Here is a 22,920-nt window from a genome sequence, read left to right on the forward strand (position 1 = left end):
CTCCTGGTGCGGCCCCGACCGCGCGCTTACCGTGGAAGCAGGAGGTCGCCGCCCGTGCACGCTGCGTCGTCGCCGCCCCCTTCCCTGCCCGTAAGGCCCCGGCCACCGTCCGGGGTCGCGAGAGGAGAACCCATGTCGCTCGACGTCTCACCGGCGCTGTTGGAACAGGCCGAGCGAGGCGAGGTCGACGAAGCCGACTTCGTCGACTGCGTCCGGACCTCCCTGCCCTTCGCATGGGAGATGATCAGCTCGCTGGTGGCTCAGCTGAAGGTCGACGGTGGACAGTTCGCCGACAACCAGACGCCGCCGCCGGACGAGCAGGCACGTGGTCAGCTGCTGCGCGCGCTCGCGAGTGATGCGATACGCGGCGCGCTCCAGCGGCACTTCGGAGTGCGCATCGCCTTCCAGAACTGCCACCGCGTCGCGGTGTTCCCGCTGGACGCCTCGGTCGACGACCGGCTGGCCAAGTTCACCTCGGTGAGGGGCCAGTTGCTCAACCAGTCGCCCGAACTACGGGACTGCTGAACGCTTCTGCTGCCGCCCCGGGCCACGGGAGGTGCAACTGGCTCCGGGGCGGCAGCTCCTGCCCCTCCATACACACACCACAGGTTCCACAGCGGTCTCCGGGGAAACAGCGGCAGGCCGGGGCAGGTCAGGTGAGCAGCGGCAGCACATCGGCGCCCAGCCGCCGGACGTTCTCCTCGGTCGCCGCGAGATCGCCCGACCCCTCCACCAGGAGGGCGAAGCGCGTGATCCCGGTGCGCTCGGCCGTGGCCGCCAGCCGGTCGGCCGCCAGCCGCGGCGGGCCCACCGGGTGCAGCCCGCAGAGCAGTTCCGTGTACGCGACGGGGTCCCGCATCACGCGGTGCCTGCCGTCGACCGTGACATGGGCGTCGAGCCCCTGGCGCAGCCAGCCGGGCATCGACTTGACCAGCATCTCCGTGGCCTCCCCGGCGCCGTCCTCGATCTGCGCCACCCCGGCGGACACATGCGCGGCCCCCTCCACCACCTCGGGCGGATGGCCGGCCTCCCGGGCGGCCGTGCGCCACAGAGCGGTCATCTCCACCTTCTCCTCGTCCCCGCAGTGCATGCCCAGCAGCATCGGGAGCGCCTGCCGAGCCGCGAGCCGCACGCTCTTCGGCGAGGTGCACGCCACGACGACCTCGGGTCCCGTGGCACCCGGCCCCGCGTCCGCCGGGCCCTCCAGCAGCTCGTCCGCGCGCGGCACCACCGCCACCTCGCGGAAGCCGAACCGCTCGCCGCGCCCCGCGACGCGCGGCTCCCGCAGCCAGTCGAGCACCAGGCCGAGCGCCTCGGGGAAGCCGTTCTCGTACGCGTCGAGACCGCCGCCGAACACTTCCAGGTCCACCCACGGACCGCCCCGGCCCACCCCGAGCGAGAAGCGGCCGCCACTGGTCAGATGCAGCAGCGCGGCCTGCTCGGCGAGCGCGACCGGATGGTGGTTGGGCAGCACGCTGACCGCCGTGCCGACCCGGATTCTGCGGGTGCGGCCCAGCAGCAGCGCTGCCAGCGTGGTCGCGGACGGGCAGACCCCGTACGGCACGAAGTGGTGCTCGGCCAGCCAGGCCGAGTCGAGACCGCTCTCCTCCGCGACCTCGGTGGACCGGACGGCCCGGTGCAGGGCCTCACCCGGCCCCTGTCCCGGGAACTGGGCTGCCAGAACGAACGTTCCGATGCGCATCGCCTATTGCCTCCTCGCGGCCGACGCGTTCTCCCCCACCGGCAACAACGTCTGACACGTGCCAAAGGCACGGTCCAGGAGGAAGTTGTTGCGATTTTCCGCTAACTCACCCCACTGCCGAACCGGGCCGCCGGACCGTCCGACCGCTGCCCCCGGCGCCAGGCTCTAGGCTGGGGAGACCGTGTCCGATCCGCCCCGTGAGGTGTCCTGTGTCCCCGCGCCGTAACCGTCCCCGTGGCGGCGAGATGTCCGACGAACGTCCCGGCTCGGCGCCCGGCAGGTACGGCGGGGGAGGGGTCACCGAGAGCTGGCAGGGCGAGGAGTGGTCGGTGCGCCCGGTCAGCGGCGCGAGCGCCCAGGGCAAGCGGTACCGCTGCCCCGGCTGCGACCAGGAGATCCCCTCCGGGGTCCCGCACCTCGTGACCTGGCCCGAGTTCGGCGGCATCGACGACCGCAGGCACTGGCACAAGGCGTGCTGGAACGCGAGGGACCGCCGCACCACCAGGGTGCAGCGGTCCCGGAACGCTCCGCGCTACTGAGGGCGACCGGCCCTCGGACTCCGCGCGATCCCCTTGGGCCCCGCTCGGTCCCTCCAGCCCCGCTCAATCCCTCAGACGTCGCGCCGGTTCAGTAGCGCGACGGCCCCGCACAGAACCGCGGCGGCCAGGGCCAGCATCAGCAGCGGCGGCTCCCAGCCGGTCGGACCGGTACTGGTCATCGTCGTGCCGTATATCCCGCCGATCTGGTTGGGGATCGAGTAGTCGATCAGGAAGTGCCGAAGGTCCCGCAGGCTGTCGTCGAACATGAACAGCGCGAGGACCAGGGGCGCCAGCACCACGCCGATCATGATGGTGATCGCACCCGCCGAGTGCCGCACGATCGCGCCGACCCCGAGCGACAGCAGGCCGAGTGCCGCGAGATAGAGCCCGACACCGGCCGTGGCGAGCACCCAGTCGCCGCCGGACGCGGCGGGGCCGTCCAGGATCAGGCTCTGGAGCCCCGCCACGACCGCGGAGGTCACCGTCGTGACGGCGAAGGACAGCGCGGCGAAGACGATCGCCTTCGCCGCGAGCACCCGGCCCCGGCTCGGACAGGCCGTCAGCGTCGTACGGATCATGCCGGTGCTGTACTCGGACCCGATGGTCAGCACACCGAGCGTGATCACACAGATCGATCCCAGCAGCACCCCGAAGAAGCCGAGGGCCAGGACCGGCTCGTCCGGCATACCGCCGCCGCTGTCCGCCGCCAGCAGCAGCGCGGTGCCCGGCCCGACCGTCAGCATCAGCGCGACCATCACGCCGAGTGTCCAGATCGTGGCGCGCACGGAACGGATCTTGGTCCACTCCGAGGCGACCGCGTCGCCGAGGGTGGCGGCCCGGATCGGGATCGGCGACTCGTAGGAGCCCGGCGGGCCGGCGTCGGGCGCCTGCTGGTGGGCCTGGGGGGTGGCCGGCGTGGTCATCGGAGGTCCTTGCTCGTCTGCTCTCCGGCCGACGCGGCGGGAGAGGGCTCGGCCGGCGCGGCGGGAGAGGGCTCGGCCGGCGCGGCGGGAGAGGGCTCGGCCGGCGCGGGGGAGGGTACGGCGGGTACGGGGCTCCGGCCCGGCCCGGGCGGCGGCGGGGCGTACCAGCCCTCCTGCGGCACCTCCACCGGCTCGGGGTACACGAAGCCGTCGGCGCTCCCGTACGCCTCCTGGGGGAGCGGCTCCATGAGATGCGCCTTGGCGTCGTCCGTCGAGCGGTAGTCCACCAGGCCCTGCGTGAGGCGCATGTACGCCTCCTCCAGGGAGGCCTGGTGCGGCGACAGCTCCCAGAGCCGTACGTCGCACCCGTGGGCCAGGTCGCTGATCCGCGGCAGCGGCAGCCCGGTGACCCGCAGCGCCCCGCCCGGCTCCGTCATGACCCGGCCGCCCGCCTCGATGAGCGCGGCCGTCAGCTTCTGCCGCTCCTCGGGGCCGTCGTCCGGCACCCGGACCCGGGCGAAGTCGGCGGAGTTGGCGGAGATGAAGTCCGTGACGCTCATGTCGGAGAGCAGCCGGCCGCGCCCGATCACGATCAGACGGTCGGCGGTGAGGGCCATCTCGCTCATCAGGTGCGAGGAGACGAAGACCGTACGCCCTTCGGCGGCGAGCGCCTTCATCAGATTGCGGACCCAGTGGATGCCCTCCGGATCGAGACCGTTGACCGGCTCGTCGAACAGCAGCACCTGCGGATCGCCGAGCAGCGCGGCCGCGATCCCGAGCCGCTGCCCCATCCCGAGCGAGAAGCCCCGGGAGCGCTGCTTGGCGACGTCCTGGAGGCCGACGACGCCCAGCACCTCATCGACCCGGGCCGCCGGGATGCCGGCCAGCTGGGCCAGGGACAGCAGGTGGTTGCGGGCGGTGCGGCCGCCGTGCACGCCCTTGGCGTCCAGCAGCGCGCCCACCTGGCGCGGGGCGTTCGGCAGGTTGCGGTAGGGGTGGCCGCCGATCGTGACGTGACCTGCGGTGGGGCGGTCCAGGCCGAGGATCATGCGCATGGTCGTGGACTTGCCCGACCCGTTGGGACCGAGGAAGCCGGTGACGGCCCCCGGCCGCACCTGGAAGGAAAGGTCGTCCACGGCCGTCTTCGCGCCGTAGCGCTTGGTCAGGCCGACTGCCTCGATCATTCTCCAGCCCCATCGACTCACTCTGTCGTCCGGGGCCCGGGCACCCGCCACGCACCCCCGTTGGAATTAGGAGGATAACCAGGCGCTGACGGTTCCGGCCAAGTTGAGCACAGCCCGCTACCGGGCCGTCACCGGTACCGGGGCGCCTCTCACGCGTCCCGGTTCTTCAGGACCAGCACGCCGCCGACCACCGCCGCCAGCACCCAGAGTGCCATGATCCCGAGCCCCGCCCAGGGGCCGTACGGGGCCGGATCGCTGTTCAGCGCCTCCGGGACGACCTGCATGATCTTCGAACCGGCCTGGTCGGGGAAGTACCGGGCGACGCTCTTGGCGCCCGGCACCGCCGCGAGGATCTGCGAGACCAGGAAGAAGAACGGCATCAGGATGCCGAGCGACAGCATGGAACTGCGCAGCATCGCCGCCACCCCCATGGAGAAGATCGCGATCAGCCCCATGTAGAGCCCGCCGCCCACCACCGCCCGCAGCACGTTCTCCGCGCCGAGGTCGGTGCCCCGGTCGCCGAGCATGGCCTGTCCGAGGAAGAACGAGACGAAGCTGGTGAGCAGCCCCACGACGAGGGCCAGCACCCCGGCGACCGTGATCTTGCCGAGGAGGAACGTCGCGCGCTGGGGCACCGCCGCCAGCGAGGTGCGGATCATGCCGGAGCTGTACTCGGTGCCGACGACGAGGACCCCGAACACCACCATGGCGAGCTGGCCGAGAACGGTCCCGGAGAAGCTGATGAAGGTCGGGTCGAACGTGGCCTGCTCGGCCTCGGAGAGGTCGTCGAACGTGGCGTTCAGCAGGGCGGCGAGCGCCGCGCCCATCGCGACCGTGACGACGAACGCGGAGATGAGGGTCCAGATGGTCGAGGAGACCGACCGGATCTTGGTCCATTCCGAGGTGAGAACCGCGGGTACCGATGCCATGTCGTCACGCCCCCTTGCCGTCGGTGCCGTCGGGCTTGTTCCAGTTCTCGCCCCAGCCGGCCCCCACCGGTGGCGGTTCGGCCGCCGGGCCCGGCTCCCCATGGGCGTGGTACTCCACCGAACCGGCGGTCATCTGCATGAACGCCTCTTCCAGGGAGGCCCGCTGGGAGCTCAGCTCGTGCAGCACCAGGTGGTGCCGGGCGGCCAGCTCGCCCAACTCCTCGGTGGTGGCGCCGTCGATCTCCAGGACGCCGCCCGCCGTCTCCACGGCGGTGTAACCCTCCTGGTGCAGCACGTCCCGCAGCCGCTCCTGCTGCGGGGAGCGCAGCCGCGCGTAGCTGCGGGAGTTCTCGTGGATGAAGTCCGCCATCGAGGTGTCGGCGAGCAGCTTGCCCTGGCCGATCACGATCAAATGGTCGGCGGTCAGCGCCATTTCGCTCATCAGGTGGGAGGAGACGAAGATCGTCCGGCCCTCCGAGGCGAGCGCCTTCATCAGATTGCGGATCCAGTGGATGCCCTCGGGGTCCAGCCCGTTGACCGGCTCGTCGAACATCAGGATCTCGGGATCGCCCAGCAGCGCCGACGCGATGCCGAGCCGCTGGCCCATGCCGAGGGAGAAGCCCTTGGACTTCTTCCTCGCCACCGCGCTCAGGCCGACCATGTCGAGGACCTCGTCGACCCGGCTGCTGGGGATGCGGTTGCTCTGCGCCAGGCACAGCAGGTTGTTGTACGCGCTGCGGCCGCCGTGCATCGCCTTGGCGTCGAGGAGCGCCCCGATGTACTTCAGCGGTTCCTGGAGATCGCGGTAGTGCTTGCCGTCGATGCGCACCGTACCGCTGGTCGGGTTGTCGAGATCGAGCATCATCCGCATCGTGGTGGACTTACCTGCCCCGTTCGGGCCGAGGAAGCCGGTCACGATGCCCGGTCTGACCTGGCACGACAGATGATCGACGGCGACCTTGCTGCCGAATCGTTTGGTGAGTCCCTCGAGCTCGATCATGCGTTCACGCTAGAACGCCCGAGCGCCCGGCGCCACCACAAAGGCGGAACCGGGCGCACGCGGGGGCCCTACACGCGCCGGGGGTCAGCGGGTCTGCTGGGCCGGGACGCCGCGGGTGGCGGAATCGTCCTCCGCCGGGGAACCGGCCGCGGCCACGGCGGCGCCGGTCAGCGTCGCCAGCATCTCGCGGACGTTGGTGAGCTGCGCGTTGATCGAGTCGCGGCGGTTGGTGAGCGCCGCCAGCTCGCGCTCCGATTCGCTGCGGATCCGGTCGGCCTTGGCGTTGGCGTCGGCGACGATGTCCTCGGCCTGGCGCTGCGCGGTCTCCACCGTCTGGCGGGCCCGGCGCTCGGCGTCCGTGCGGAGCTTCTCGGCCTCCAGGCGGAGCTGCTCGGCACGGTGCTCGATCTCGGCGAGACGCTTCTCGGCCTTGGCCTGACGGGACGCGAGGTCGCGCTCCGACTGCTCGCGGCGCTTGGCGAGGTTGGTCTCGAAGTCGGCCGCGGCCTGGGCGGCCTTGGCGCGGGTCTCCTCGAAGAGGGCGTCGGCCTCCTCGCGCTTCTGCTGGGCGTCCTTCTGGGCGTCGGTGCGCAGCGTGTTCGCCTCGCCCTGGGCCTTCTCGACGATGCGGACGCCCTCGTCCTCGGCCTTCGCCTTGCGCTCGGCGGCGAACGACTCGGCGTCGTTGCGCACCTGCTGGGCCGCCGACTCGGCCAGCTCACGGTGCTGCTCGGCCGCGCGACGGGCCTCCTCGCGCAGGTCCTTGGCCTCCTCCTCGGCGAGGCGGAGAATCTTCTCGACACGGGCACCGAGACCGGCGTACGACGGCTCGGCGTCGTTTACCTGGGCCTGGGCGTTCTGCGTCTCGAGGTGAAGCTCCTCGATGCGCTTTTCCAGAGAGGTGATTCGGGCCAGAGCGCTGTCACGGTCGGCGACGAGCTTGCTGATGCGGTCGTCCACCTGACCGCGGTCGTAGCCACGTCGCACGAGCTCGAAGCCGAAGGGGGAGGAAGGGTCACTCATGAGGTTCCTGTCGAATGAGACCGGTGAGGTGATAGAGGGAATCCTAGGGGCCATGGCGGCGTGTCAGCGTGCAGATGCCGGTTTGATCTGGAGAATGACACCCCTTTTGAGTGGCTGACCCCCGGCGCGCTTGCCACTGAGGGTTGAATGTCCATGACGAAGCGCGGCGCACGCGGACCGGCTACCGCTCGGACGACTTACCCCCCGATCGCGTGCCCGCCGCCGCCGGAGTCTTGGCGCTCCCCGCGGCGCCGCCGGCCGGTTTCCCGCCCCCGGTCGGGGACTCGAAAGACTCCAACGCCTCCAGCACGTCCTGGACACGGGAGATCTCCGCGTTGATGTCCTCGCGCCTGCGCACCAGGACGTCCAGCTCGCGCTTGCCCTCGTCGACCGTCTGCTCGGCCTCGGCCTCGGCGTCGGCGCGCAGCTTCTCCGCCTCGCGGATCAGCCCGGCCTTCTTGGCCTCGGCCTCCTTCAGCAGCGACTCGGCCCGTTTCACCGCGGCGATACGAACCTTGCTCGCCTCCGAATTGGCCTGGGCCATCAGCTCCTTGGCCTTCGCCTCGGCCTCGTCGCGCTGCTCGGTCGCCGCCTTCATCAGGTTGTCGACGCGCTCGCCGGCGGTCTTCATCTGCTCGGACGTCTCCCGGCGAGCCCGCTCGTGCAGCTCCTCGATCTCGCTCTCCAGCCGGGCCCGCAGCTCCTCGGCCCGGTCCCGGATCGCCGTCGCGTCGCGCCGCGCGCCGACGAGCAGTTCGTCGGCGTCGGCACGGGCGCGCTCGACCAGGGTGTTGCCCTCGACGGTCGCCTCCGAGGTGATGCGCACGGCCTCCTTGCGGGCCGCGCCCACCATCGTGTCGGCCTGCCCCTCGGCCTCGGTGGCCGTACGCAGCGCCTCTTCCCGCGCCTTGTTGATGAGCTGGTCCGCCTGCTCGGCCGCGTCCGCCCGGCGCTTGGCCGCCGCCTCGCGGGCCTCGTCCAGCACCCGGTCCGCCTCCTGGCGCGCCTCCGAACGCAGCTCCTCGGCCGCCGACTCCGCCTCCGCGCGCAGCCGTTCCGTCTCCTCGCGGGTACGGGCCGCGTGTTCCTGCGCGGAGCCGAGCCGCTCGGCCGCCTCCGCGCGCAGCCGCTCGGCCTCGTCGGTCGCCTCGGCCAGCATCCGGTCCGCCTGCTCGGTGGACTCGGCCCGGCGGCGGTTGGCCTCCGTGGTGGCCTCGACGACGAGCTGCTCGGAGGCCTGGGCCGCCTCGTTGCGGATGCGTTCGCTCTCGTTGGCCGCCTCGGCCATCAGCCGGTCCGACTGGGCCGCCGCCTCCGAACGGATCCGGTTGGCGTCCTGCCGGGCCTCGGCACGGGCCTTCGACGCGTCCTGCTCCGCCGACGCCAGCGCGTCGGACGCCTCGGTGCGCATCCGCTGGCTGTACTCGGAGGTGTCCGCGCGCAGCCGCTCCGACTCGCTGATCGCCTCGGAGACCGTACGTTCGGCCAGTGCCTTCGCAGCGTCGGTCTCCTCCTCGGCCTCCCGGCGGAGACGGGCCGCCTCCTCGTTCGCCTCGCCGCGCAGCCGGACCGCGTCCTCGGAGGCACGCTCCCGCTCCGCGTGCGCGTCGGCGCGGACCCGGTCCGCCTCCTCCTGCGCCTCGCTCCGGGTGCGCTCCGCGACATGCTCCGCCGTCGAACGCAGCCCGGCGATCTCCTCCTCGGCCTGCTCCTGCAGACCCGCGACGGAGTCCCGTACCTGCTGGGCCGTCTGCTCCGCCGTCGAGACCAGCTCGGCCGCCCGGGCGTCCGCCTCCTCGACGAGCCGGTCCGCCTCGGCCTGGGCCTCCTCGACCCGCTTGCGGGCGGAGGCGAGCAGCTCCTCGCTCTGCTCGCGGGCCCGCTCGCGCTCCTGCTCCGCCTCGGTCCGGGCCGCGCCGAGGATCTCCTCGGCCTCCCGGCGGCGGCGCGTGGCCTCCTCCTGGGCGGCGGCCAGCGCCTCGGCGGCCTCGGCGGCGACCCGCTCGGCGGCGGCCGCGGCCTCCGCGCGCACCCGGTCGGCGCTCTCCTGCGCCTCGGACCTGAGCCGCTCCGCCTCGGCGGCGGCCTCGCCGCGCAGCCGGACGGCGACGCTCTCGCCCTCGGCACGGGACTGGGCGGCGTCGGCGGCGGCCTCGTCGCGCAGCCGCTCGGCCTCCGCCACGGCCTGCTCGGTCAGTGCCTGGGCCCGCTCGGCGGCCTCCGCGCGCTGCCGCTCGGACTCCTCGCTCGTCTCGCGACGGATCCGCTCGGCCTGGGTCCGGGCCTCGCCGAGCGCCTCCTCGGCGGCGGCGAGCTTCGCCTCGGCCTCGGTGTGCAGCCGGGTCAGCTCGTCGGCCGCCTCGGCCTGCCGGGCGGCGACGCCGCGCTCGGTCTCCTCGCGCAGCTCGGTCGCGGCCCGCTCGGCCGCCTCCGTGACGGCCGCCGCCTGCTCCTCGGCGTCGGCCCGCAGCTTGTCGGCCTCGGTCCGGGTGCGCTCCAGCGTCTCCTCGGCCTGCTTGCGCAGGGTCGCGGCCCGCTCGGCGGCCTCGGTGCGGATGCGCTCGCTCTCGCCGTTCGCCTTGGTGCGCAGCTCGTCCGCGTCGGAGCGGGCCTCGGTCAGCAGCTCCTCCGCGGTGCGGGCCCCCTCCTCCAGCTGCTGGACCGCCTCGCGGCGGGCCTCGCCCCGGATCCGCTCGCCCTCGGCGACCGCCTCGGAGCGCAGCGTCTCGGCCTCGCCGCGCAGCCGGCGGGCCTCCTCCTGGAGCTCGACCGTCTTGGCCCGGTACTCCTTGGTGTCGTCCTTGGCCGCGCCCTTGAGCTCGTCGGCCTGCTCGGCGGCCTCGCCGCGCAGGCGGTCCGCCTCGGCCTCCGCCTCGCGGCGGATCCGCTCGGCCTCCTCGCTCGCCGCCTTCGTGGTCGACTTCGCGTCCTCGGCGGCCTTGGTGAGCACCTCCTCGGCGCTGCGGGCCGCCTTCGCCAGCTGGGCGGCGGCGTCCTCGGCGGCGACCGTACGGGCCTTCTCGCCCGCCTCGGCGACCAGCCGCTCCGCCTCGGCGCGGGCGTCGACGAGGGCCTGTTCGGCCTCCTCCTTCAGCGCCTCGGTGCTCTTGGTGGCCTCGCCGACCAGCCGGGCGATCTCCGACTTGGCCGTACGGGTGCGCTGTTCGTTCTGCGACTCGGCGGCGGCCAGCTGCTTGGCGGCGGCGTCCTTGGCCTCGGAGAGGAGCTTCTCGGCCTCCAGACGGGACTCGCGCAGCCGGGTCTCGGCCTCCGAGAGGCGCTGCTCGGCGGACCGGTTCAGCTCGGCGGTCCGCTGGCGGGCCTGGTCGGTCTCCGCGGTCGTGCTGGAACGCAGCTGCTCCGCGTGGCTGGTGGCCTCCTGCGCCTGGGCGGTGGCGGCACCGAGGAGACGCTCGGCGTCCTTGCGGGCGCGCAGCAGGATCGCCTCGGCCTCGGCCCTGGCGGTCTCGGTCTCCGAGCCGGTACGCCGACGGGTCTCCTCGGCCAGCCGGGCGGCCTCGTCGCGGGCGGCGGCCAGCGCCTGCTCCGCCTCGGCGCGGGACTCCTCCAGCAGCCGGCGGGCCTGCGACTCGGTGCGGGCGCGCAGCTGTTCGGCCCAGGCGACGTTCTCGTTGACGTGGGACTCGACGGTCTGGCGGCGTTCCGCCAGCTCCTGGTCGAGCCGCTGTCTGCGCTGGACGGCCTCGGCGTGCAACTCGGCCTGCAGGCGCGCCTGGTGCTCGGCGTGCTCCTGCAGGATCCGCTGCGTCTGGGCGCGGGCCTCGCGCAGCTCGCGCTCGGCGTCACTGCGCATCTGCTCGGCCTGGACCTGCGCGTTCCGCAGCATCTGCTCGGCCTGGTAGCCGAGGTCAGCGCTGTCGTAGGCGGGGCGGGTGGCGAGATTGCGCCGGGCCTCGTGCAGCTTCGCACGCAAGACCTCGACCTGGTAACCGAGGTCCTCGGCGTGCTGGACGGCCTTCTCCCGGTCGGTCCTCAGCCGGTCCATCTCGGCCTCGAACCGCGAGAGATGGTCGTCTTCAGCCCGGTGGCTCTCCTGGCGTTCGTAGCCCCGCACTGCGCGGTCCCATCCTTCCCCGAGCTCTCAACTTCTTTCGAGCAGGGGAGACCCCAACCCTGGTCGCAACTCTCCGCACGCACACTGTCTCGTCGACGCGCGGTCCCCCGGGGAAATGGTGACAGACGAACGACGAGGACGCGGTACGGCCCCGACCCGGCCCCGGCCCGGAAACGCCCACTCTACCGGGCCGGGTATGCGGTGGTCAGTGCTCCGCCCTGCTCGTGACCAGTTCGGTGAGGACGCCGTGGCAGTCCTTGGGGTGCAGGAACGTGATCCGGGACCCCATCGACCCCGTCCTGGGCTCGTCGTACAGCACCCGGACGCCCTTCTCGCGGATGTCCGCCGCGTCCCCGTCCACGTCCTCCGTGCCGAAGGCGATGTGGTGCACGCCCTCCCCGTTCTTCGCCAGCCACTTGCCGACCGCCGAATCCTCCCGGGTGGGCTCCAGCAACTGGAGGTACGAAGCACCGCCGTCCGAGGTCTCGTTGATCTTGAGCATGGCCTCCCGGACCCCCTGCTCCTCGTTGGTCTCGCTGTGGAACACCTCGAATCCGTACGTGGCACGGTAGAACTCCACCGTCTTGTCCAGGTCGAAACAGGCGATACCGATGTGGTCGATGCGCGTCAGCATGGATTCAGCATGGCCGCGCTCCGACGCTCCCGCCACGGTTACCCAACGTGCGCGCCGTCACACCGGTTGCCGGATGACGGGCGCGGTACCTCTCAGTACATTCATGTAAACCCTCGTTCACATCCGATCCCAAGGGGCCGTGCCCATGCCAGCAACGACCGGTACCACCACCTCAGTGATCGTCGCGGGCGCCCGGACGCCCATGGGCCGCCTCCTCGGCTCCCTCAAGAGCTTCTCCGGCGCCGACCTCGGCGGCTTCGCCATCAAGGCCGCCCTGGACCGGGCCGGCATCGGCGGCGACCAGGTCCAGTACGTGATCATGGGTCAGGTCCTCACGGCGGGCGCGGGCCAGATTCCCGCCCGGCAGGCCGCGGTCAAGGCCGGCATCCCGATGAACGTCCCCGCGCTCACCGTCAACAAGGTGTGCCTGTCCGGGCTCGACGCCATCGCGCTGGCCGACCAGCTCATCCGCGCCGGGGAGTTCGACGTGGTGGTCGCGGGCGGCCAGGAGTCCATGACCAACGCCCCGCACCTGCTCCCCAAGTCCCGTGAGGGCCACAAGTACGGTGCGATCGGGATGCTGGACTCGATGGCGCACGACGGCCTCACCGACGCGTACGAGAACATCCCGATGGGAGAGTCCACCGAGAAGCACAACGGCCGCCTCGGACTCGGCCGCGCCGCCCAGGACGAGATCGGCGCGCAGTCCCACCAGCGGGCCGCCGCCGCCCAGAAGAACGGCCTCTTCGAGGCCGAGATCACCCCGGTCGAGATCCCGCAGCGCAAGGGCGACCCGGTCCTCTTCGCCCGGGACGAGGGCATCCGCGCCGAGACGACCGCGGAGACCCTCGGCAAGCTGCGCCCCGCCTTCGCCAAGGACGGCACGATCACCGCCGGTACCTCCTCGCAGATCTCCGACGGCGCCGCCGCGGTCGTTGTGATGAGCAAGGCCAGGGCCGAGGAGCTGGGCCTCGACTGGATCGCCGAGATCGGCGCCCACGGAAACGTCGCGGGCCCCGACAACTCCCTCCAGTCGCAGCCCTCGGGCGCCATCCGGCACGCCCTGGAGAAGGAGGGCCTCGGCGTCGAGGACCTCGACCTGATCGAGATCAACGAGGCGTTCGCGGCCGTCGCCGTCCAGTCCATGAAGGACCTCGGCGTCACCTCGGACAAGGTCAACGTCAACGGCGGCGCCATCGCGCTCGGCCACCCCATCGGCATGTCCGGCGCCCGGATCGTCCTGCACCTGGCCCTGGAGCTGAAGCGGCGCGGCGGCGGCACGGGCGCCGCGGCGCTGTGCGGCGGCGGTGGTCAGGGCGACGCGCTGATCATCCGCGTCCCGGGCAAGTAGGACCCGTCACGATTCCGGACCCGGACGGGTCCGGGCAGAGCAACGGATACGGAGCGGTGAACGTGGACGTGGACGTCCCCACGCTGGTCGAACAGGCGCGAGCAGGCAGGCCGCGTGCGGTGGCCCGGCTGATCTCGCTGGTGGAGGGGGCGTCCCCGCAGCTGCGGGAGGTGATGGCCGCGCTGGCGCCGCTGGCGGGCCACGCCTACGTCGTCGGGCTCACGGGCTCGCCGGGCGTCGGCAAGTCCACCTCCACCTCGGCCCTGGTCTCCGCCTACCGCCGGGCGGGCAAGCGGGTCGGCGTCCTCGCCGTCGACCCGTCCTCGCCGTTCTCCGGCGGGGCGCTGCTGGGCGACCGGATCCGGATGGCGGACCACGTCTCCGACCCGGGCGTCTACATCCGCTCGATGGCGACCCGGGGCCACCTGGGCGGCCTCGCCTGGTCCGCGCCGCAGGCCATCCGGGTGCTGGACGCGGCGGGCTGCGACGTGGTCCTCGTCGAGACGGTCGGCGTCGGCCAGTCCGAGGTGGAGATCGCCTCCCAGGCGGACACGTCCGTCGTGCTGCTCGCCCCGGGCATGGGCGACGGCATCCAGGCGGCCAAGGCCGGGATCCTGGAGATCGGCGATGTGTACGTGGTCAACAAGGCGGACCGGGAGGGCGCGGACGCCACCGCCCGCGAGCTGAACCACATGCTGGGCCTGGGGGAGTCCCGGGGCCCCGGCGACTGGCGCCCCCCGATCGTGAAGACGGTCGCCGCCCGGGGCCAGGGCACCGACGAGGTCGTCGAGGCCCTGGAGAAGCACCGGGCCTGGATGGAGGAGCACGGCGTCCTGGCCGCGCGCCGCACCGCCCGCGCCGCGCACGAGGTCGAGACGATCGCCGTCACCGCGCTCCGCGAGCGGATCGCCGACCTGCGCGGCGACCGCCGCCTGCAGGCGCTGGCCGAGCGCATCGTGGCGGGGACCCTGGACCCGTACGCGGCGGCGGACGAGCTGGTGGCGGGGCTGACGGGAAGCTCCTGAGCGGTGGGGCGAGGGCCCTGGGAGCGGCGTGTGCCGCTCCCAGGGCCCTCGCCCGGTTCGCCGTGTGCCCGCCCGGGCCCCGGTCAGCTGTCGTCGCCGTCCCGGTCGTCGTCCCGGTCGTCCGCGCGGTCGTCCCGGTCGTCGTCACCGTCGTCGTCGTGGTCCACGGTGACCTTGCCGGTCTTCGCGTCGACGCGCAGCTCGTGCTGCCGGCCGTCCTTGCCCGCGATGTCGATGTCCCAGCGCAGGACGCCGCCCCGGCCGCTGTCGTCGTCATCGTCGTCGTCCAGGTCGATCGACGTGACGCTGCCCGGCGCGGTCTTCAGGGCCGCGGCCGCCGCCGCGTCCAGGGTGACGGTGGAGGAGCGGGGCGCGTACCGGTCGCGGTCGTCGTTGTCGTCGTCGCGGGTCTTCAGGACCTTGCCGTTGCCGCCGTCCACCGTGACATCGTGCCACCGCTTGTCGGACCCGCGGACGTCCAGCTCCCAGACCGCCCGGCCGTCGTGGTCGTCGTCATCGTCCAGCTCGGCCTCGGTGACCGTGCCCGGGACGCTCTTCAGGGCGGCGGCGACGGCCCGGTCGAGGGTGATCCGGGTGGTCTTCGCGGCGGCCGGGGCACCGTCGTCGCGGGCGTCGTCGGCGAGGCTCACGGCGCTCGCGCTCCTGGCGGGCGTACGGTCGCCGTTGTCCGCGAAGGCGACGGTGGCGGCGGTGGTGCCGCCGATCAGAACGGCCGCGGTGATCGCCGCGATGGTGACGTTGCGCTTCATGAGGTTCCTCCCCGAGAGCTGCTGTGCTGTTCGACGTGACCCACACTGCCGGGACGATGCTGAACGCAGCCTGAAGCCACCTGAAGGCGTCTTCAGGTGGAGTTTGCGAGGCTGTGCGCATGCGCCTGTTGATCGTGGAGGACGAGAAGCGCCTCGCGGTGTCCCTGGCCAGGGGACTGACCGCCGAGGGTTTCGCCGTGGATGTCGTGCACGACGGGCTCGAAGGGCTGCACCGGGCGAGTGAGGGCGCCTACGACCTGGTGATCCTCGACATCATGCTGCCCGGCATGAACGGCTACCGCGTCTGCGCGAACCTGCGCGCCGCCGGACACGAGGTGCCGATCCTCATGCTGACCGCCAAGGACGGCGAGTACGACGAGGCCGAGGGCCTGGACACCGGCGCCGACGACTACCTGACCAAGCCCTTCAGCTACGTCGTCCTCGTCGCCCGGGTCCGCGCCCTGCTGCGCCGCCGGGGAGCCGGCACCGCCGCGCCCGTCCTGACCGTCGGGTCCCTGCGCATCGACACCGCCGCCCGCCGGGTGATCCGCGGCGAGGACGAGATCGCCCTCACCGCCAAGGAGTTCGCGGTGCTGGAGCAACTCGCCCTGCGCGCGGGCCAGGTGGTCAGCAAGGCGGAGATCCTGGAGCACGTCTGGGACTTCGCCTACGACGGCGACCCGAACATCGTCGAGGTCTACATCTCCACCCTGCGCCGCAAGCTCGGCGCGAGTGCCATCCGTACCGTGCGCGGCGCGGGCTACCGGCTGGAGGCGAGGTGAGGTCCGTACGGGCCAGGGCCGCCCTCGGGGCCACCCTGGTCGTCGCCGTCGCCCTGGTGGCGGCCGGGCTCGCCGTGCTCCTGGTGCTGCGGGCCAACCTGATCGACCAGGCGGACCTCCAGGCCGAGGTGGCGGCCCGCGAGGTGGCCGGACAGCTGGCCACGGACACCCCGTACGACGAACTGGACATGGACGACGAGGAGGACCACCCGGTCCAGGTGACCGACGAGGAGGGCCGGGTCGTCGTCGTCTCCAAGGACCTGCGGGCCGTCACCGGCACTGGCACGAGCGGGGTCACCCCGGTGCCGTCGGCCTCGGCGGGGGCCTCCCCGTCGCCCGGTGAAAGGGACGGGGAGGCGGACGACGACGACAGCGCCGACGACGACGATGACGGCAGCTCTCCCGGCCGCGGCGAGGTCTCCTCCGACGACCCGGACTTCTCCGACGGCACCGCCACCGTCGACCGCACCACCGCCGACTACCGTTTCGCCGCCGTCGAGGCGACCACCCCCGACGGAGTCACCCTGACCGTGCACGCGGGCGCGCCGCTCGCCGCCGAGCAGGAGGCGGTGAACACGGTGCGCGGGGCGATGCTCACCGGGCTGCCGCTGCTCCTGGTCGTCGTCGCCGGGGTGACCTGGCTGGTGACCCGCCGCGCCCTGCGGCCCGTCGAGGGCATCCGCCGCGAGATGGCGGCGATCACCGCCTCCGAGGACCTGGCCCGCCGGGTGCCGGAGCCCGGTTCGCGGGACGAGATCGCGGCGCTGGCCCGGACGACGAACGAGACCCTCACCGTGCTGGAGGCGTCCGTGGAGCGGCAGCGGCGGTTCGTCGCGGACGCCTCGCACGAGCTGCGCTCCCCGATCGCCTCGCTGCGCACCCAGCTGGAGGTGGCCGAGGCCCATCCGGAGCTGCTGGACCTCCCGGGGGCGGTCGCCGACACCGTACGGCTCCAGGTGCTGGCGGCGGATCTGCTGCTGCTGGCCCGGCTGGACGCGGGGGAGAAGCCCGGCAGCGCGACGGTGGAGCTGGGCGCGCTGGTGCGGGAGGAGGTGTCGCAGCGGACCGGGGACCGGATCGCGGTGGGCGTCGAGGCGCCGGAGAGCGGGGCGTTCGAGGTGAGCGGGTCGCGCGGGCAGCTGGCCCGGGTGGTCGGCAATCTGCTGGACAACGCCCAGCGGCACGCCGAGGGACGCGTCGCGGTCTCGGTGGCGGCCGACGGGCGCGGCGTGCGGGTCGAGGTCAGGGACGACGGGGCGGGCGTTCCCGAGGACGAGCGGGAGCGGATCTTCGAGCGGTTCGTCCGGCTCGACGACGCCCGCAGCCGGGACGACGGCGGTGCCGGACTGGGTCTGGCCATCGCCCGGGACGTCGCGACGCGCCACGGCGGGACGCTGACGGTGCACCGGGCGGCCGAGGGCGGTGCGGCCTTCCGGCTGTGGCTGCCCCGCCCGGCCTGACGGCTCCTACAGCTTGCCGCGCTTACCGCGCAGGTGTTCCGCGATCGGGGTCAGCGCCGCGTGCAGGTCGGCGAGCGCCTCGGGGGACAGCAGGTCCATGAAGTGCTGCCGCACCGAGGCGACGTGGTGCGGGGCGACCTTGCGCATGGTCTCCGCGCCGTGCTCGGTGAGGACCGCGAACAGTCCGCGCCGGTCCGATTCGCAGTGGGTGCGGCGGACCAGTCCGGCGGTCTCCATACGGGTGATCTGGTGCGAGAGCCGGCTCTTGGACTGGAGGGTGGCGGCGGCGAGGTCGCTCATCCGCATGCGCTGGTCGTCCGATTCGGAGAGGTTGACCAGGATCTCGTAGTCGTTCATGGTCAGGCCGAACGGCTGGAGGTCCTTCTCCAGTTGGTGCATCAGCAGCCTGCTGACGTCCAGGTGGGTGCGCCAGGCGCACTGTTCCGTGTCGTTCAGCCAGCGGGTGGCCGTCTCGGTCTCCATATATGGATTCTACCTAAGAAGTTGAAAGCCGGACGAAATTGGCGGATGTTGTGACGAGCGGCACCCCCGGACCGCGGAGGGGCCGCTCGGCAAGCACCGACGGCTGGGCGCAGGCGTTCGACGTCACACTCCGCAGACTACCGCTCACCACCCGAAGCGACGCTGGAGGTCCCCCAGCTGGCCGGGCATGCGCGGGGCGGATCCGTGGTGACCTCCGCCGCCCGGAACACCCGGTTCGCCCGGCACCACGCCGGCCGCCCGCTCCGCCATCAGCGCCTCGCTCGACTGGAGCAGCACCGTGCCCGCCCCGACGAACTCGAACTGATGCTCCTCGCCCGACGTCCCGCCGACCCCCGTGAGCGACCGGATACCGCCCATCACGCCCGTCATGTACCCGTGGTCGTAGTGGTGGCACGGGGAGGGGCAGTCGGCCCAGCCCACCAGCGCCTGCGGGTCCACCCGCAGCGGTGGCTCCATGAACACCACCGGGCCGTTCGACGCGGCCACGAACTTCCCCGTGCCGATCAGCGTCACGAACCCCGGCACGATCGACTGCTTCAGCGCCATCGTCGGCTGGTACGCCAGCAGGTTCCCGGACCGGATGGTGAGGTTGCCGTCCTCCAGGTCGAAGGAGTTCACATCGAACGCCCGGTCCGCCAGCAGCATCTTCCCGCTGCCCTCGGCCACCACCCAGTCGCTCGCGTGCAGCGGCGAGTGGAAGGCGGCGCGCACCAGCCGCTCGAACCGGCCGTGCCCGATGCCGTCGAACTGGATCTGCCCGTAGTAGGCGATCATCTTGCCCTTCTGCAGGAACCACCGGCTCCCCTTGAGGTCCACGCAGAAGGTGTAGGAGTTGACGTTGTCGTCCGACGGCAGCGTCATCGGGTCGAGGACCACGGGCGTGCTCACAGCTTCTCCTCCGATGCCTGGACGTACACCGCGCCACTGCCGCTCAGCTCCAGCTGGAACGCCTCGCCGGAGCCCCGCCCCACCATGTCCCGCCAGCCGACCGCCGTGGACAGCTTGTTGCGCACCTCGCCGTGGTGGGCGACGTACGCCTGCGGGTCGACATGAACGTCCCGGCCCGGGGTGATCGGCAGTTCGATCACCCCGCCGTGCGCCATCACCGCGACCGCGCCGTGCCCCTTCAGGGTGGTGGTGAACAGGCCCTGGCCGGTCACCTGGCCGCGCACCATGCCCATCACCCCGCCCTGCGATCCCATGAACATCGTGCCCTGCTGGAGGGTCCCGTCGAACGCGAGCAGCCGGTCCGCCTCCACGTACAGGGTGTCGCCCGCCAGGTTGATCACCTCGATGTGGTGGCCGCCGTGGCCGAACATCACCGTGCCCGAGCCCTCGACCGTCATCAGCGGCGTCGACTCGCCCGCCACCCGGCGGCCGATCATCGACGCGACGCCGCCCTGGCCGCCCTGGATGTTCGGGGTGAAGGACACCTCGCCCCGGTACGCCAGCATCGCGCCGCGCTGGCTGAACAGCTTCTGGCCCGGGGCGAGGGTGGCCTCGACCATCTTGGAGTTGATCTCCCGGAACGGCATCAGACATCGCCCCCGACGGTGTTGCGCTCGCTCGGCTGCACATAGACCAGGCCGTCGCCCTCGAAGCGGATCTGGAACGCCTCGCCGGAGCCCTCGCCCATCAGCGTCCGGAAGTTCACCCCCGCCTGGAAGTCCTGGCGCAGCCGGCCCTGGTGGGCGATGTACGCGCCGGGGTCGACCATCAGCGGATACTGCGGCGACACCCGCAGCAGCACCGCCGTACCGTCCGACATGATCGCCGCCTGCCCGGTGCCCTCCACCGTGGTGGTGAACAGGCCGTTGCCGCTCGCCCCGCCGCGCAGCCCGGTGAACGTCGTGCCCGTGCGCAGCCCGGCGTCGGTGGCCAGCAGATTGCTCGCCTCCACGTACAGGGTGTCCCCGCTCAGCGAGACCAGGTTGATCTCGCTCGCCCGGTCGGCGAAGTAGCAGGTGCCCTGCCCGGACACCTCCATCACCGTCATCTGTTCGCCGGTCAGCCGGCGGGTCACCATGCCGCGCACGCCCTCACCGCCGCCGGACATCTTCTTGAAGGTCATCCGGCCGTCGTACGCGACCATCGAACCGTTCTTCGCCTTGACTGCGTCGCCGGCCAGATCGACGGCGAGCGTCTTGCTGCCTTGGAGTCGGAACATCGCCACGCGACGACGGTAGCCGTCCGCGCCGCACCCCGGCCAGAGGCTCCGCAACCGTTACGTCCCTGATGCGTGCGGGGACCGGCCCTGATATGCGGCGCTATGCGCCCCGGCGGCGGGGCGGCCCCCGCCGCCGGGGCCATCCCGGCGCGATGCCACAATGGGGGCGGCTTGTGCGTGTCTTCACAAGCTCACGCGACCCTCCCACTCGAAGGTGCCCTCGTGGACATCAAGACCGCTTCCGCCCTGCACCGGCTGCGCCTCATCTCGCTTCCCGAGGCGCTCTCCTTCCCGGCGCTGCTCATCTTCGGCTCGCTCCTCATGCGGGTCTCGGACATCGACTTCCTGATGCCGCCGCTCGGCATGATCCACGGCGTGCTCTTCACGATCTACGTGGTGTTCCTGCTGGACGTCTGGGTCAAGGCCAAGTGGCCGCTCAAGCGTGTCGCGCTCTTCTTCGTCCTCGCGGTCATCCCCTTCGGCGGGCTCTACGGCGACAAGCTCCTGAAGAAGTACGAGGCCGACGGCGTCATCGCCGCCCGCGCCCGCCGCGAGGGCACGGTCAGCGCATGATCGTCGCGTTCTCCGTCTCCCCGCTCGGTGTCGGCGAGGACGTCGGGGAGTACGTCGCCGACGCCGTACGGGTCGTCCGCGAGTCCGGGCTCCCCAACCGCACCGACGCCATGTTCACCTCCATCGAGGGGGAGTGGGACGAGGTCATGGACGTCGTCAAGCGCGCCGTGGCCGCCGTCGAGGCCCGCGCCGGACGCGTCTCCCTGGTACTGAAGGCCGACATCCGGCCCGGCGTCACCGACGGCCTCACCTCGAAGGTCGAGACCGTGGAGCGCCATCTCGCCTCCTGACGGCCCGTCCGTACGCCCGTCCCGCGTTCACCCGAAAAGCCCCCAGCGCCACACGGCCGGGGGCTTTTCCGGCTCCGGATCCAAAACCGCTCACTCGGACCTGCCAAGTCGACACACCGTTAGCTGTCCCCTTCTGTGGGGATATCAACCCGTTCGACAGTGGGAGGCACGGTGCGGTCGGAGGGCTACGACTACGACACCTACAGCCGGCTCGCGGGTCCGCTCACGGAGCCGGAGCCGACGGGGTACCGGGTGCGGTACAAGAGCCTGCTCTCGACGGAGAAGCACCGAATAAGAGCCGTCCTGCTGATGACCCTCGCACCGGTGCTCACCGGCGTCCTGCTGCTGTACCTGGTCTGGCCCACGCACTGGACCGAGCGGGAGAACGGGGAGCGCTGGCTGGTCGTCGCCGACACCGTGATGCTGGTGTCGATCGCCCTGATCGAGCTGTTCATGCTGGTCAACGTGGTCTCCATCGCGCACGCCACGCTCGTCGCGCGGGACCCCGTCCCGGTGACCCCCGAGCCCGGCACCCGGGTCGCGTTCCTGACCACGTACGTCCCCGGCAAGGAACCGCTCTCCATGGTCCGCGCCACCCTCAAGGGCGCCGTACGCATGAGGCACTCCGGCCCGCTGGACGTCTGGCTGCTCGACGAAGGCGACGACCCCGGGGCCCGGATGCTCTGCGCCGAACTGGGCGTCCACCACTTCACCCGGCGCGGGGTCCCCGAGTGGAACCGTGACAGGGGCGTCCACAAGGCGAAGACGAAGCACGGCAACTACAACGCCTGGATCGCCCTGCACGGCGTCGACTACGACTTCTTCGCCTCCGTCGACACCGACCACGTGCCCATGCCCAACTTCCTGGAGCGGATGATGGGCTACTTCCGCGACCCGGACGTCGCCTTCGTCGTCGGACCGCAGGTCTACGGGAACTACGAGTCGGCCGTCACCAAGGCCGCCGAGTCGCAGCAGTTCCTCTTCCACGCCCTGATCCAGCGCGCGGGCAACCGCTACGGCGCCCCGATGTTCGTCGGCACCAACAACGTCGTGCGCATCGCCGCGCTGCGGCAGGTCGGCGGCCTGTACGACTCGATCACCGAGGACATGGCCACCGGCTTCGAGATCCACCGCCGCCGCAACCCGCACACCGGCCACTACTGGCGTTCCGTCTACACCCCCGACGTGCTGGCCGTGGGCGAGGGCCCCGCCTCCTGGACGGACTTCTTCACCCAGCAGCTGCGCTGGTCCCGGGGAACGTACGAGACGCTGTTCAAGCAGTACGGCAAGGCGCTGTTCCGGGTGCCGCCCGGCCGCCTCCTCAGCTACACGCTGATGCTCGTCTACTACCCGATGACCGCGGTCAACTGGCTCCTCGGTGTCCTCAGCTGCGTGCTGTTCCTCTGGTTCGGGGCGTCCGGCACCCAGGTCGCCGCCTCCATCTGGCTGATGCTCTACAGCGACGCCGCCGCCCTCCAGATCGGGCTCTACCTCTGGAACCGCCGGCACAACGTCTCCCCGCACGAGCCCGAGGGCTCCGGCGGCCTCGCCGGTATGGCCATGTCCGCGCTCTCCGCCCCGATCTACCTGAAGTCGCTGGGCTCGGCCGTGCTGCGCACCGACGGCCGGTTCGTCGTCACGCCCAAGGGCGGCCAGGCCTCCCCGGACCGGCTGCTCACCTTCCGTATCCACCTCTCCTGGGCGGCGGTCCTGCTCTCCTCGCTCGCCGCGTCGGTGTACCTGGACCACACCCACGTGGCGATGCGGACCTGGGCGGCGCTGGGCCTGGCGATCTCGCTCTCCCCGGTCGCCGCCTGGGCCTGGACCGTCCGGCAGGACAAGCGCGCCGAGAACGCGCGCGCCGTCCCCGTTCCGGCGTCCCCGCCGCCCCGGCCGGCGTACGTCACGACCACCACCACAGCCCCGCCGGCGACCACCACGGCGAGCGCGGGCACCACTGCCACCACCACAGCAGGAGGGAACTGACCC

General features: G+C 72.0%; 22 protein-coding genes. 9 read left to right on the forward strand and 13 right to left on the reverse strand.

The genetic code is table 11. The features are described 5' to 3' along the window. The first annotated feature begins 132 nt into the window (after nt 1-132). A complete protein-coding gene (locus tag PSQ21_RS25720) occupies nt 133-525 on the forward strand; it encodes an SCO5389 family protein (RefSeq protein ID WP_003966234.1) in 393 nt (130 codons plus the stop codon). Between the two features lie 127 nt (nt 526-652). Here the strand turns inward: PSQ21_RS25720 and PSQ21_RS25725 are convergent, their stop codons facing one another. Then, nucleotides 653-1,702, reverse strand: coding sequence for an LLM class flavin-dependent oxidoreductase (locus PSQ21_RS25725; RefSeq protein ID WP_274033378.1), 1,050 nt, complete (start codon nt 1,700-1,702; stop codon nt 653-655). Nucleotides 1,703-1,911: 209 nt separating this feature from the next. Here PSQ21_RS25725 and PSQ21_RS25730 point away from each other — a divergent pair, with 209 nt between their 5' ends. Further along, a complete protein-coding gene (locus PSQ21_RS25730) occupies nt 1,912-2,241 on the forward strand; it encodes an ATP/GTP-binding protein (RefSeq protein WP_274033379.1) in 330 nt (109 codons plus the stop codon). A gap of 71 nt (nt 2,242-2,312) precedes the next feature. On the opposite strand, the gene PSQ21_RS25735 is transcribed toward PSQ21_RS25730, so the two are convergent. The 7 genes from PSQ21_RS25735 to mce form a co-directional block, all read right to left on the reverse strand. After that, on the reverse strand, nt 2,313-3,164 hold the full coding sequence (locus tag PSQ21_RS25735; RefSeq protein ID WP_274033381.1) for an ABC transporter permease subunit: 852 nt from the start codon (nt 3,162-3,164) through the stop codon (nt 2,313-2,315). Further along, nucleotides 3,161-4,348 carry an ABC transporter ATP-binding protein gene (locus PSQ21_RS25740; RefSeq protein ID WP_274033382.1) on the reverse strand — a complete coding sequence of 396 codons (1,188 nt, stop codon included), beginning with the start codon at nt 4,346-4,348 and terminating at the stop codon, nt 3,161-3,163. The genes PSQ21_RS25735 and PSQ21_RS25740 overlap by 4 nt, the downstream gene beginning before the upstream one ends. A gap of 149 nt (nt 4,349-4,497) precedes the next feature. Next, nucleotides 4,498-5,277 carry an ABC transporter permease subunit gene (locus tag PSQ21_RS25745; RefSeq protein WP_274033384.1) on the reverse strand — a complete coding sequence of 260 codons (780 nt, stop codon included), beginning with the start codon at nt 5,275-5,277 and terminating at the stop codon, nt 4,498-4,500. Between the two features lie 4 nt (nt 5,278-5,281). Continuing rightward, nucleotides 5,282-6,277 carry an ABC transporter ATP-binding protein gene (locus PSQ21_RS25750; RefSeq protein WP_274033385.1) on the reverse strand — a complete coding sequence of 332 codons (996 nt, stop codon included), beginning with the start codon at nt 6,275-6,277 and terminating at the stop codon, nt 5,282-5,284. A gap of 84 nt (nt 6,278-6,361) precedes the next feature. Next, nucleotides 6,362-7,300, reverse strand: a complete 939-nt coding sequence (locus PSQ21_RS25755) for a cellulose-binding protein (protein WP_274033387.1) — start codon at nt 7,298-7,300, stop codon at nt 6,362-6,364. Between the two features lie 181 nt (nt 7,301-7,481). Beyond that, nucleotides 7,482-11,375 carry a polarized growth protein Scy gene (scy, locus tag PSQ21_RS25760; RefSeq protein WP_274033389.1) on the reverse strand — a complete coding sequence of 1,298 codons (3,894 nt, stop codon included), beginning with the start codon at nt 11,373-11,375 and terminating at the stop codon, nt 7,482-7,484. A 205-nt stretch (nt 11,376-11,580) separates the two neighbouring features. Further along, the gene (gene mce, locus PSQ21_RS25765) at nt 11,581-12,009 is read right to left on the reverse strand and encodes a methylmalonyl-CoA epimerase (RefSeq protein WP_274033391.1); all 429 of its coding nucleotides are present in this window, start codon (nt 12,007-12,009) and stop codon (nt 11,581-11,583) included. A gap of 175 nt (nt 12,010-12,184) precedes the next feature. Between mce and PSQ21_RS25770 the strand changes: the two genes are divergently transcribed. Beyond that, nucleotides 12,185-13,360 carry an acetyl-CoA C-acetyltransferase gene (locus PSQ21_RS25770; protein ID WP_274035938.1) on the forward strand — a complete coding sequence of 392 codons (1,176 nt, stop codon included), beginning with the start codon at nt 12,185-12,187 and terminating at the stop codon, nt 13,358-13,360. 56 nt (nt 13,361-13,416) lie between these two features. Continuing rightward, a complete protein-coding gene (gene meaB, locus PSQ21_RS25775) occupies nt 13,417-14,385 on the forward strand; it encodes a methylmalonyl Co-A mutase-associated GTPase MeaB (protein WP_274033392.1) in 969 nt (322 codons plus the stop codon). 83 nt (nt 14,386-14,468) lie between these two features. Here meaB and PSQ21_RS25780 read toward each other — a convergent pair whose 3' ends face one another. Then, entirely contained in the window at nt 14,469-15,155 is a 687-nt protein-coding gene (locus tag PSQ21_RS25780) for a PepSY domain-containing protein (protein WP_274033394.1), read from the reverse strand. 119 nt (nt 15,156-15,274) lie between these two features. Between PSQ21_RS25780 and PSQ21_RS25785 the strand changes: the two genes are divergently transcribed. Then, nucleotides 15,275-15,937 carry a response regulator transcription factor gene (locus PSQ21_RS25785; RefSeq protein ID WP_274033396.1) on the forward strand — a complete coding sequence of 221 codons (663 nt, stop codon included), beginning with the start codon at nt 15,275-15,277 and terminating at the stop codon, nt 15,935-15,937. Further along, nucleotides 15,934-17,397 carry a sensor histidine kinase gene (locus PSQ21_RS25790; protein ID WP_274033398.1) on the forward strand — a complete coding sequence of 488 codons (1,464 nt, stop codon included), beginning with the start codon at nt 15,934-15,936 and terminating at the stop codon, nt 17,395-17,397. The genes PSQ21_RS25785 and PSQ21_RS25790 overlap by 4 nt, the downstream gene beginning before the upstream one ends. Before the next feature lie 6 nt (nt 17,398-17,403). Here PSQ21_RS25790 and PSQ21_RS25795 read toward each other — a convergent pair whose 3' ends face one another. From PSQ21_RS25795 to PSQ21_RS25810, 4 genes are all read right to left on the reverse strand, one after another. Then, nucleotides 17,404-17,880 (reverse strand): MarR family winged helix-turn-helix transcriptional regulator, encoded by a 477-nt coding sequence (locus PSQ21_RS25795; protein ID WP_274033399.1) that lies wholly within the window; start codon nt 17,878-17,880, stop codon nt 17,404-17,406. Nucleotides 17,881-18,024: 144 nt separating this feature from the next. Then, complete coding sequence (locus PSQ21_RS25800; protein ID WP_274033400.1) at nt 18,025-18,789, reverse strand: AIM24 family protein; 765 nt, start codon at nt 18,787-18,789, stop codon at nt 18,025-18,027. Next, nucleotides 18,786-19,436, reverse strand: a complete 651-nt coding sequence (locus PSQ21_RS25805; RefSeq protein ID WP_274033402.1) for an AIM24 family protein — start codon at nt 19,434-19,436, stop codon at nt 18,786-18,788. The genes PSQ21_RS25800 and PSQ21_RS25805 overlap by 4 nt, the downstream gene beginning before the upstream one ends. After that, nucleotides 19,436-20,068 carry an AIM24 family protein gene (locus PSQ21_RS25810; RefSeq protein ID WP_274035940.1) on the reverse strand — a complete coding sequence of 211 codons (633 nt, stop codon included), beginning with the start codon at nt 20,066-20,068 and terminating at the stop codon, nt 19,436-19,438. Before PSQ21_RS25810 ends, PSQ21_RS25805 begins: the two co-directional genes overlap by 1 nt. A 222-nt stretch (nt 20,069-20,290) precedes the next feature. On the opposite strand from PSQ21_RS25810, the gene PSQ21_RS25815 reads away from it, so the two are divergent. From PSQ21_RS25815 to PSQ21_RS25825, 3 genes are all read left to right on the forward strand, one after another. Then, nucleotides 20,291-20,641 (forward strand): DUF3817 domain-containing protein, encoded by a 351-nt coding sequence (locus tag PSQ21_RS25815; protein WP_274033404.1) that lies wholly within the window; start codon nt 20,291-20,293, stop codon nt 20,639-20,641. Continuing rightward, a complete protein-coding gene (locus PSQ21_RS25820; protein WP_030079249.1) occupies nt 20,638-20,931 on the forward strand; it encodes an MTH1187 family thiamine-binding protein in 294 nt (97 codons plus the stop codon). The genes PSQ21_RS25815 and PSQ21_RS25820 overlap by 4 nt, the downstream gene beginning before the upstream one ends. A 171-nt stretch (nt 20,932-21,102) precedes the next feature. After that, entirely contained in the window at nt 21,103-22,917 is a 1,815-nt protein-coding gene (locus PSQ21_RS25825) for a glycosyltransferase family 2 protein (RefSeq protein ID WP_274033406.1), read from the forward strand. The last annotated feature ends 3 nt before the right edge of the window (nt 22,918-22,920 follow it).

This window comes from Streptomyces sp. MMBL 11-1, from assembly GCF_028622875.1.
Classification (GTDB): domain Bacteria; phylum Actinomycetota; class Actinomycetes; order Streptomycetales; family Streptomycetaceae; genus Streptomyces.

Excerpts from the sequence above, each read along its gene's own strand:
- PSQ21_RS25720 (WP_003966234.1), top strand. The coding sequence starts at position 133 with ATGTCGCTCGACGTCTCACCGGCGCTGTTGGAACAGGCCGAGCGAGGC.
- PSQ21_RS25725 (WP_274033378.1), bottom strand. The coding sequence starts at position 1,702 with ATGCGCATCGGAACGTTCGTTCTGGCAGCCCAGTTCCCGGGACAGGGG.
- PSQ21_RS25735 (WP_274033381.1), bottom strand. The coding sequence starts at position 3,164 with ATGACCACGCCGGCCACCCCCCAGGCCCACCAGCAGGCGCCCGACGCC.
- PSQ21_RS25740 (WP_274033382.1), bottom strand. The coding sequence starts at position 4,348 with ATGATCGAGGCAGTCGGCCTGACCAAGCGCTACGGCGCGAAGACGGCC.
- PSQ21_RS25745 (WP_274033384.1), bottom strand. The coding sequence starts at position 5,277 with ATGGCATCGGTACCCGCGGTTCTCACCTCGGAATGGACCAAGATCCGG.
- PSQ21_RS25750 (WP_274033385.1), bottom strand. The coding sequence starts at position 6,277 with ATGATCGAGCTCGAGGGACTCACCAAACGATTCGGCAGCAAGGTCGCC.
- PSQ21_RS25755 (WP_274033387.1), bottom strand. The coding sequence starts at position 7,300 with ATGAGTGACCCTTCCTCCCCCTTCGGCTTCGAGCTCGTGCGACGTGGC.
- mce (WP_274033391.1), bottom strand. The coding sequence starts at position 12,009 with ATGCTGACGCGCATCGACCACATCGGTATCGCCTGTTTCGACCTGGAC.
- PSQ21_RS25780 (WP_274033394.1), bottom strand. The coding sequence starts at position 15,155 with ATGAAGCGCAACGTCACCATCGCGGCGATCACCGCGGCCGTTCTGATC.
- PSQ21_RS25785 (WP_274033396.1), top strand. The coding sequence starts at position 15,275 with ATGCGCCTGTTGATCGTGGAGGACGAGAAGCGCCTCGCGGTGTCCCTG.
- PSQ21_RS25795 (WP_274033399.1), bottom strand. The coding sequence starts at position 17,880 with ATGGAGACCGAGACGGCCACCCGCTGGCTGAACGACACGGAACAGTGC.
- PSQ21_RS25805 (WP_274033402.1), bottom strand. The coding sequence starts at position 19,436 with ATGCCGTTCCGGGAGATCAACTCCAAGATGGTCGAGGCCACCCTCGCC.
- PSQ21_RS25810 (WP_274035940.1), bottom strand. The coding sequence starts at position 20,068 with ATGTTCCGACTCCAAGGCAGCAAGACGCTCGCCGTCGATCTGGCCGGC.
- PSQ21_RS25820 (WP_030079249.1), top strand. The coding sequence starts at position 20,638 with ATGATCGTCGCGTTCTCCGTCTCCCCGCTCGGTGTCGGCGAGGACGTC.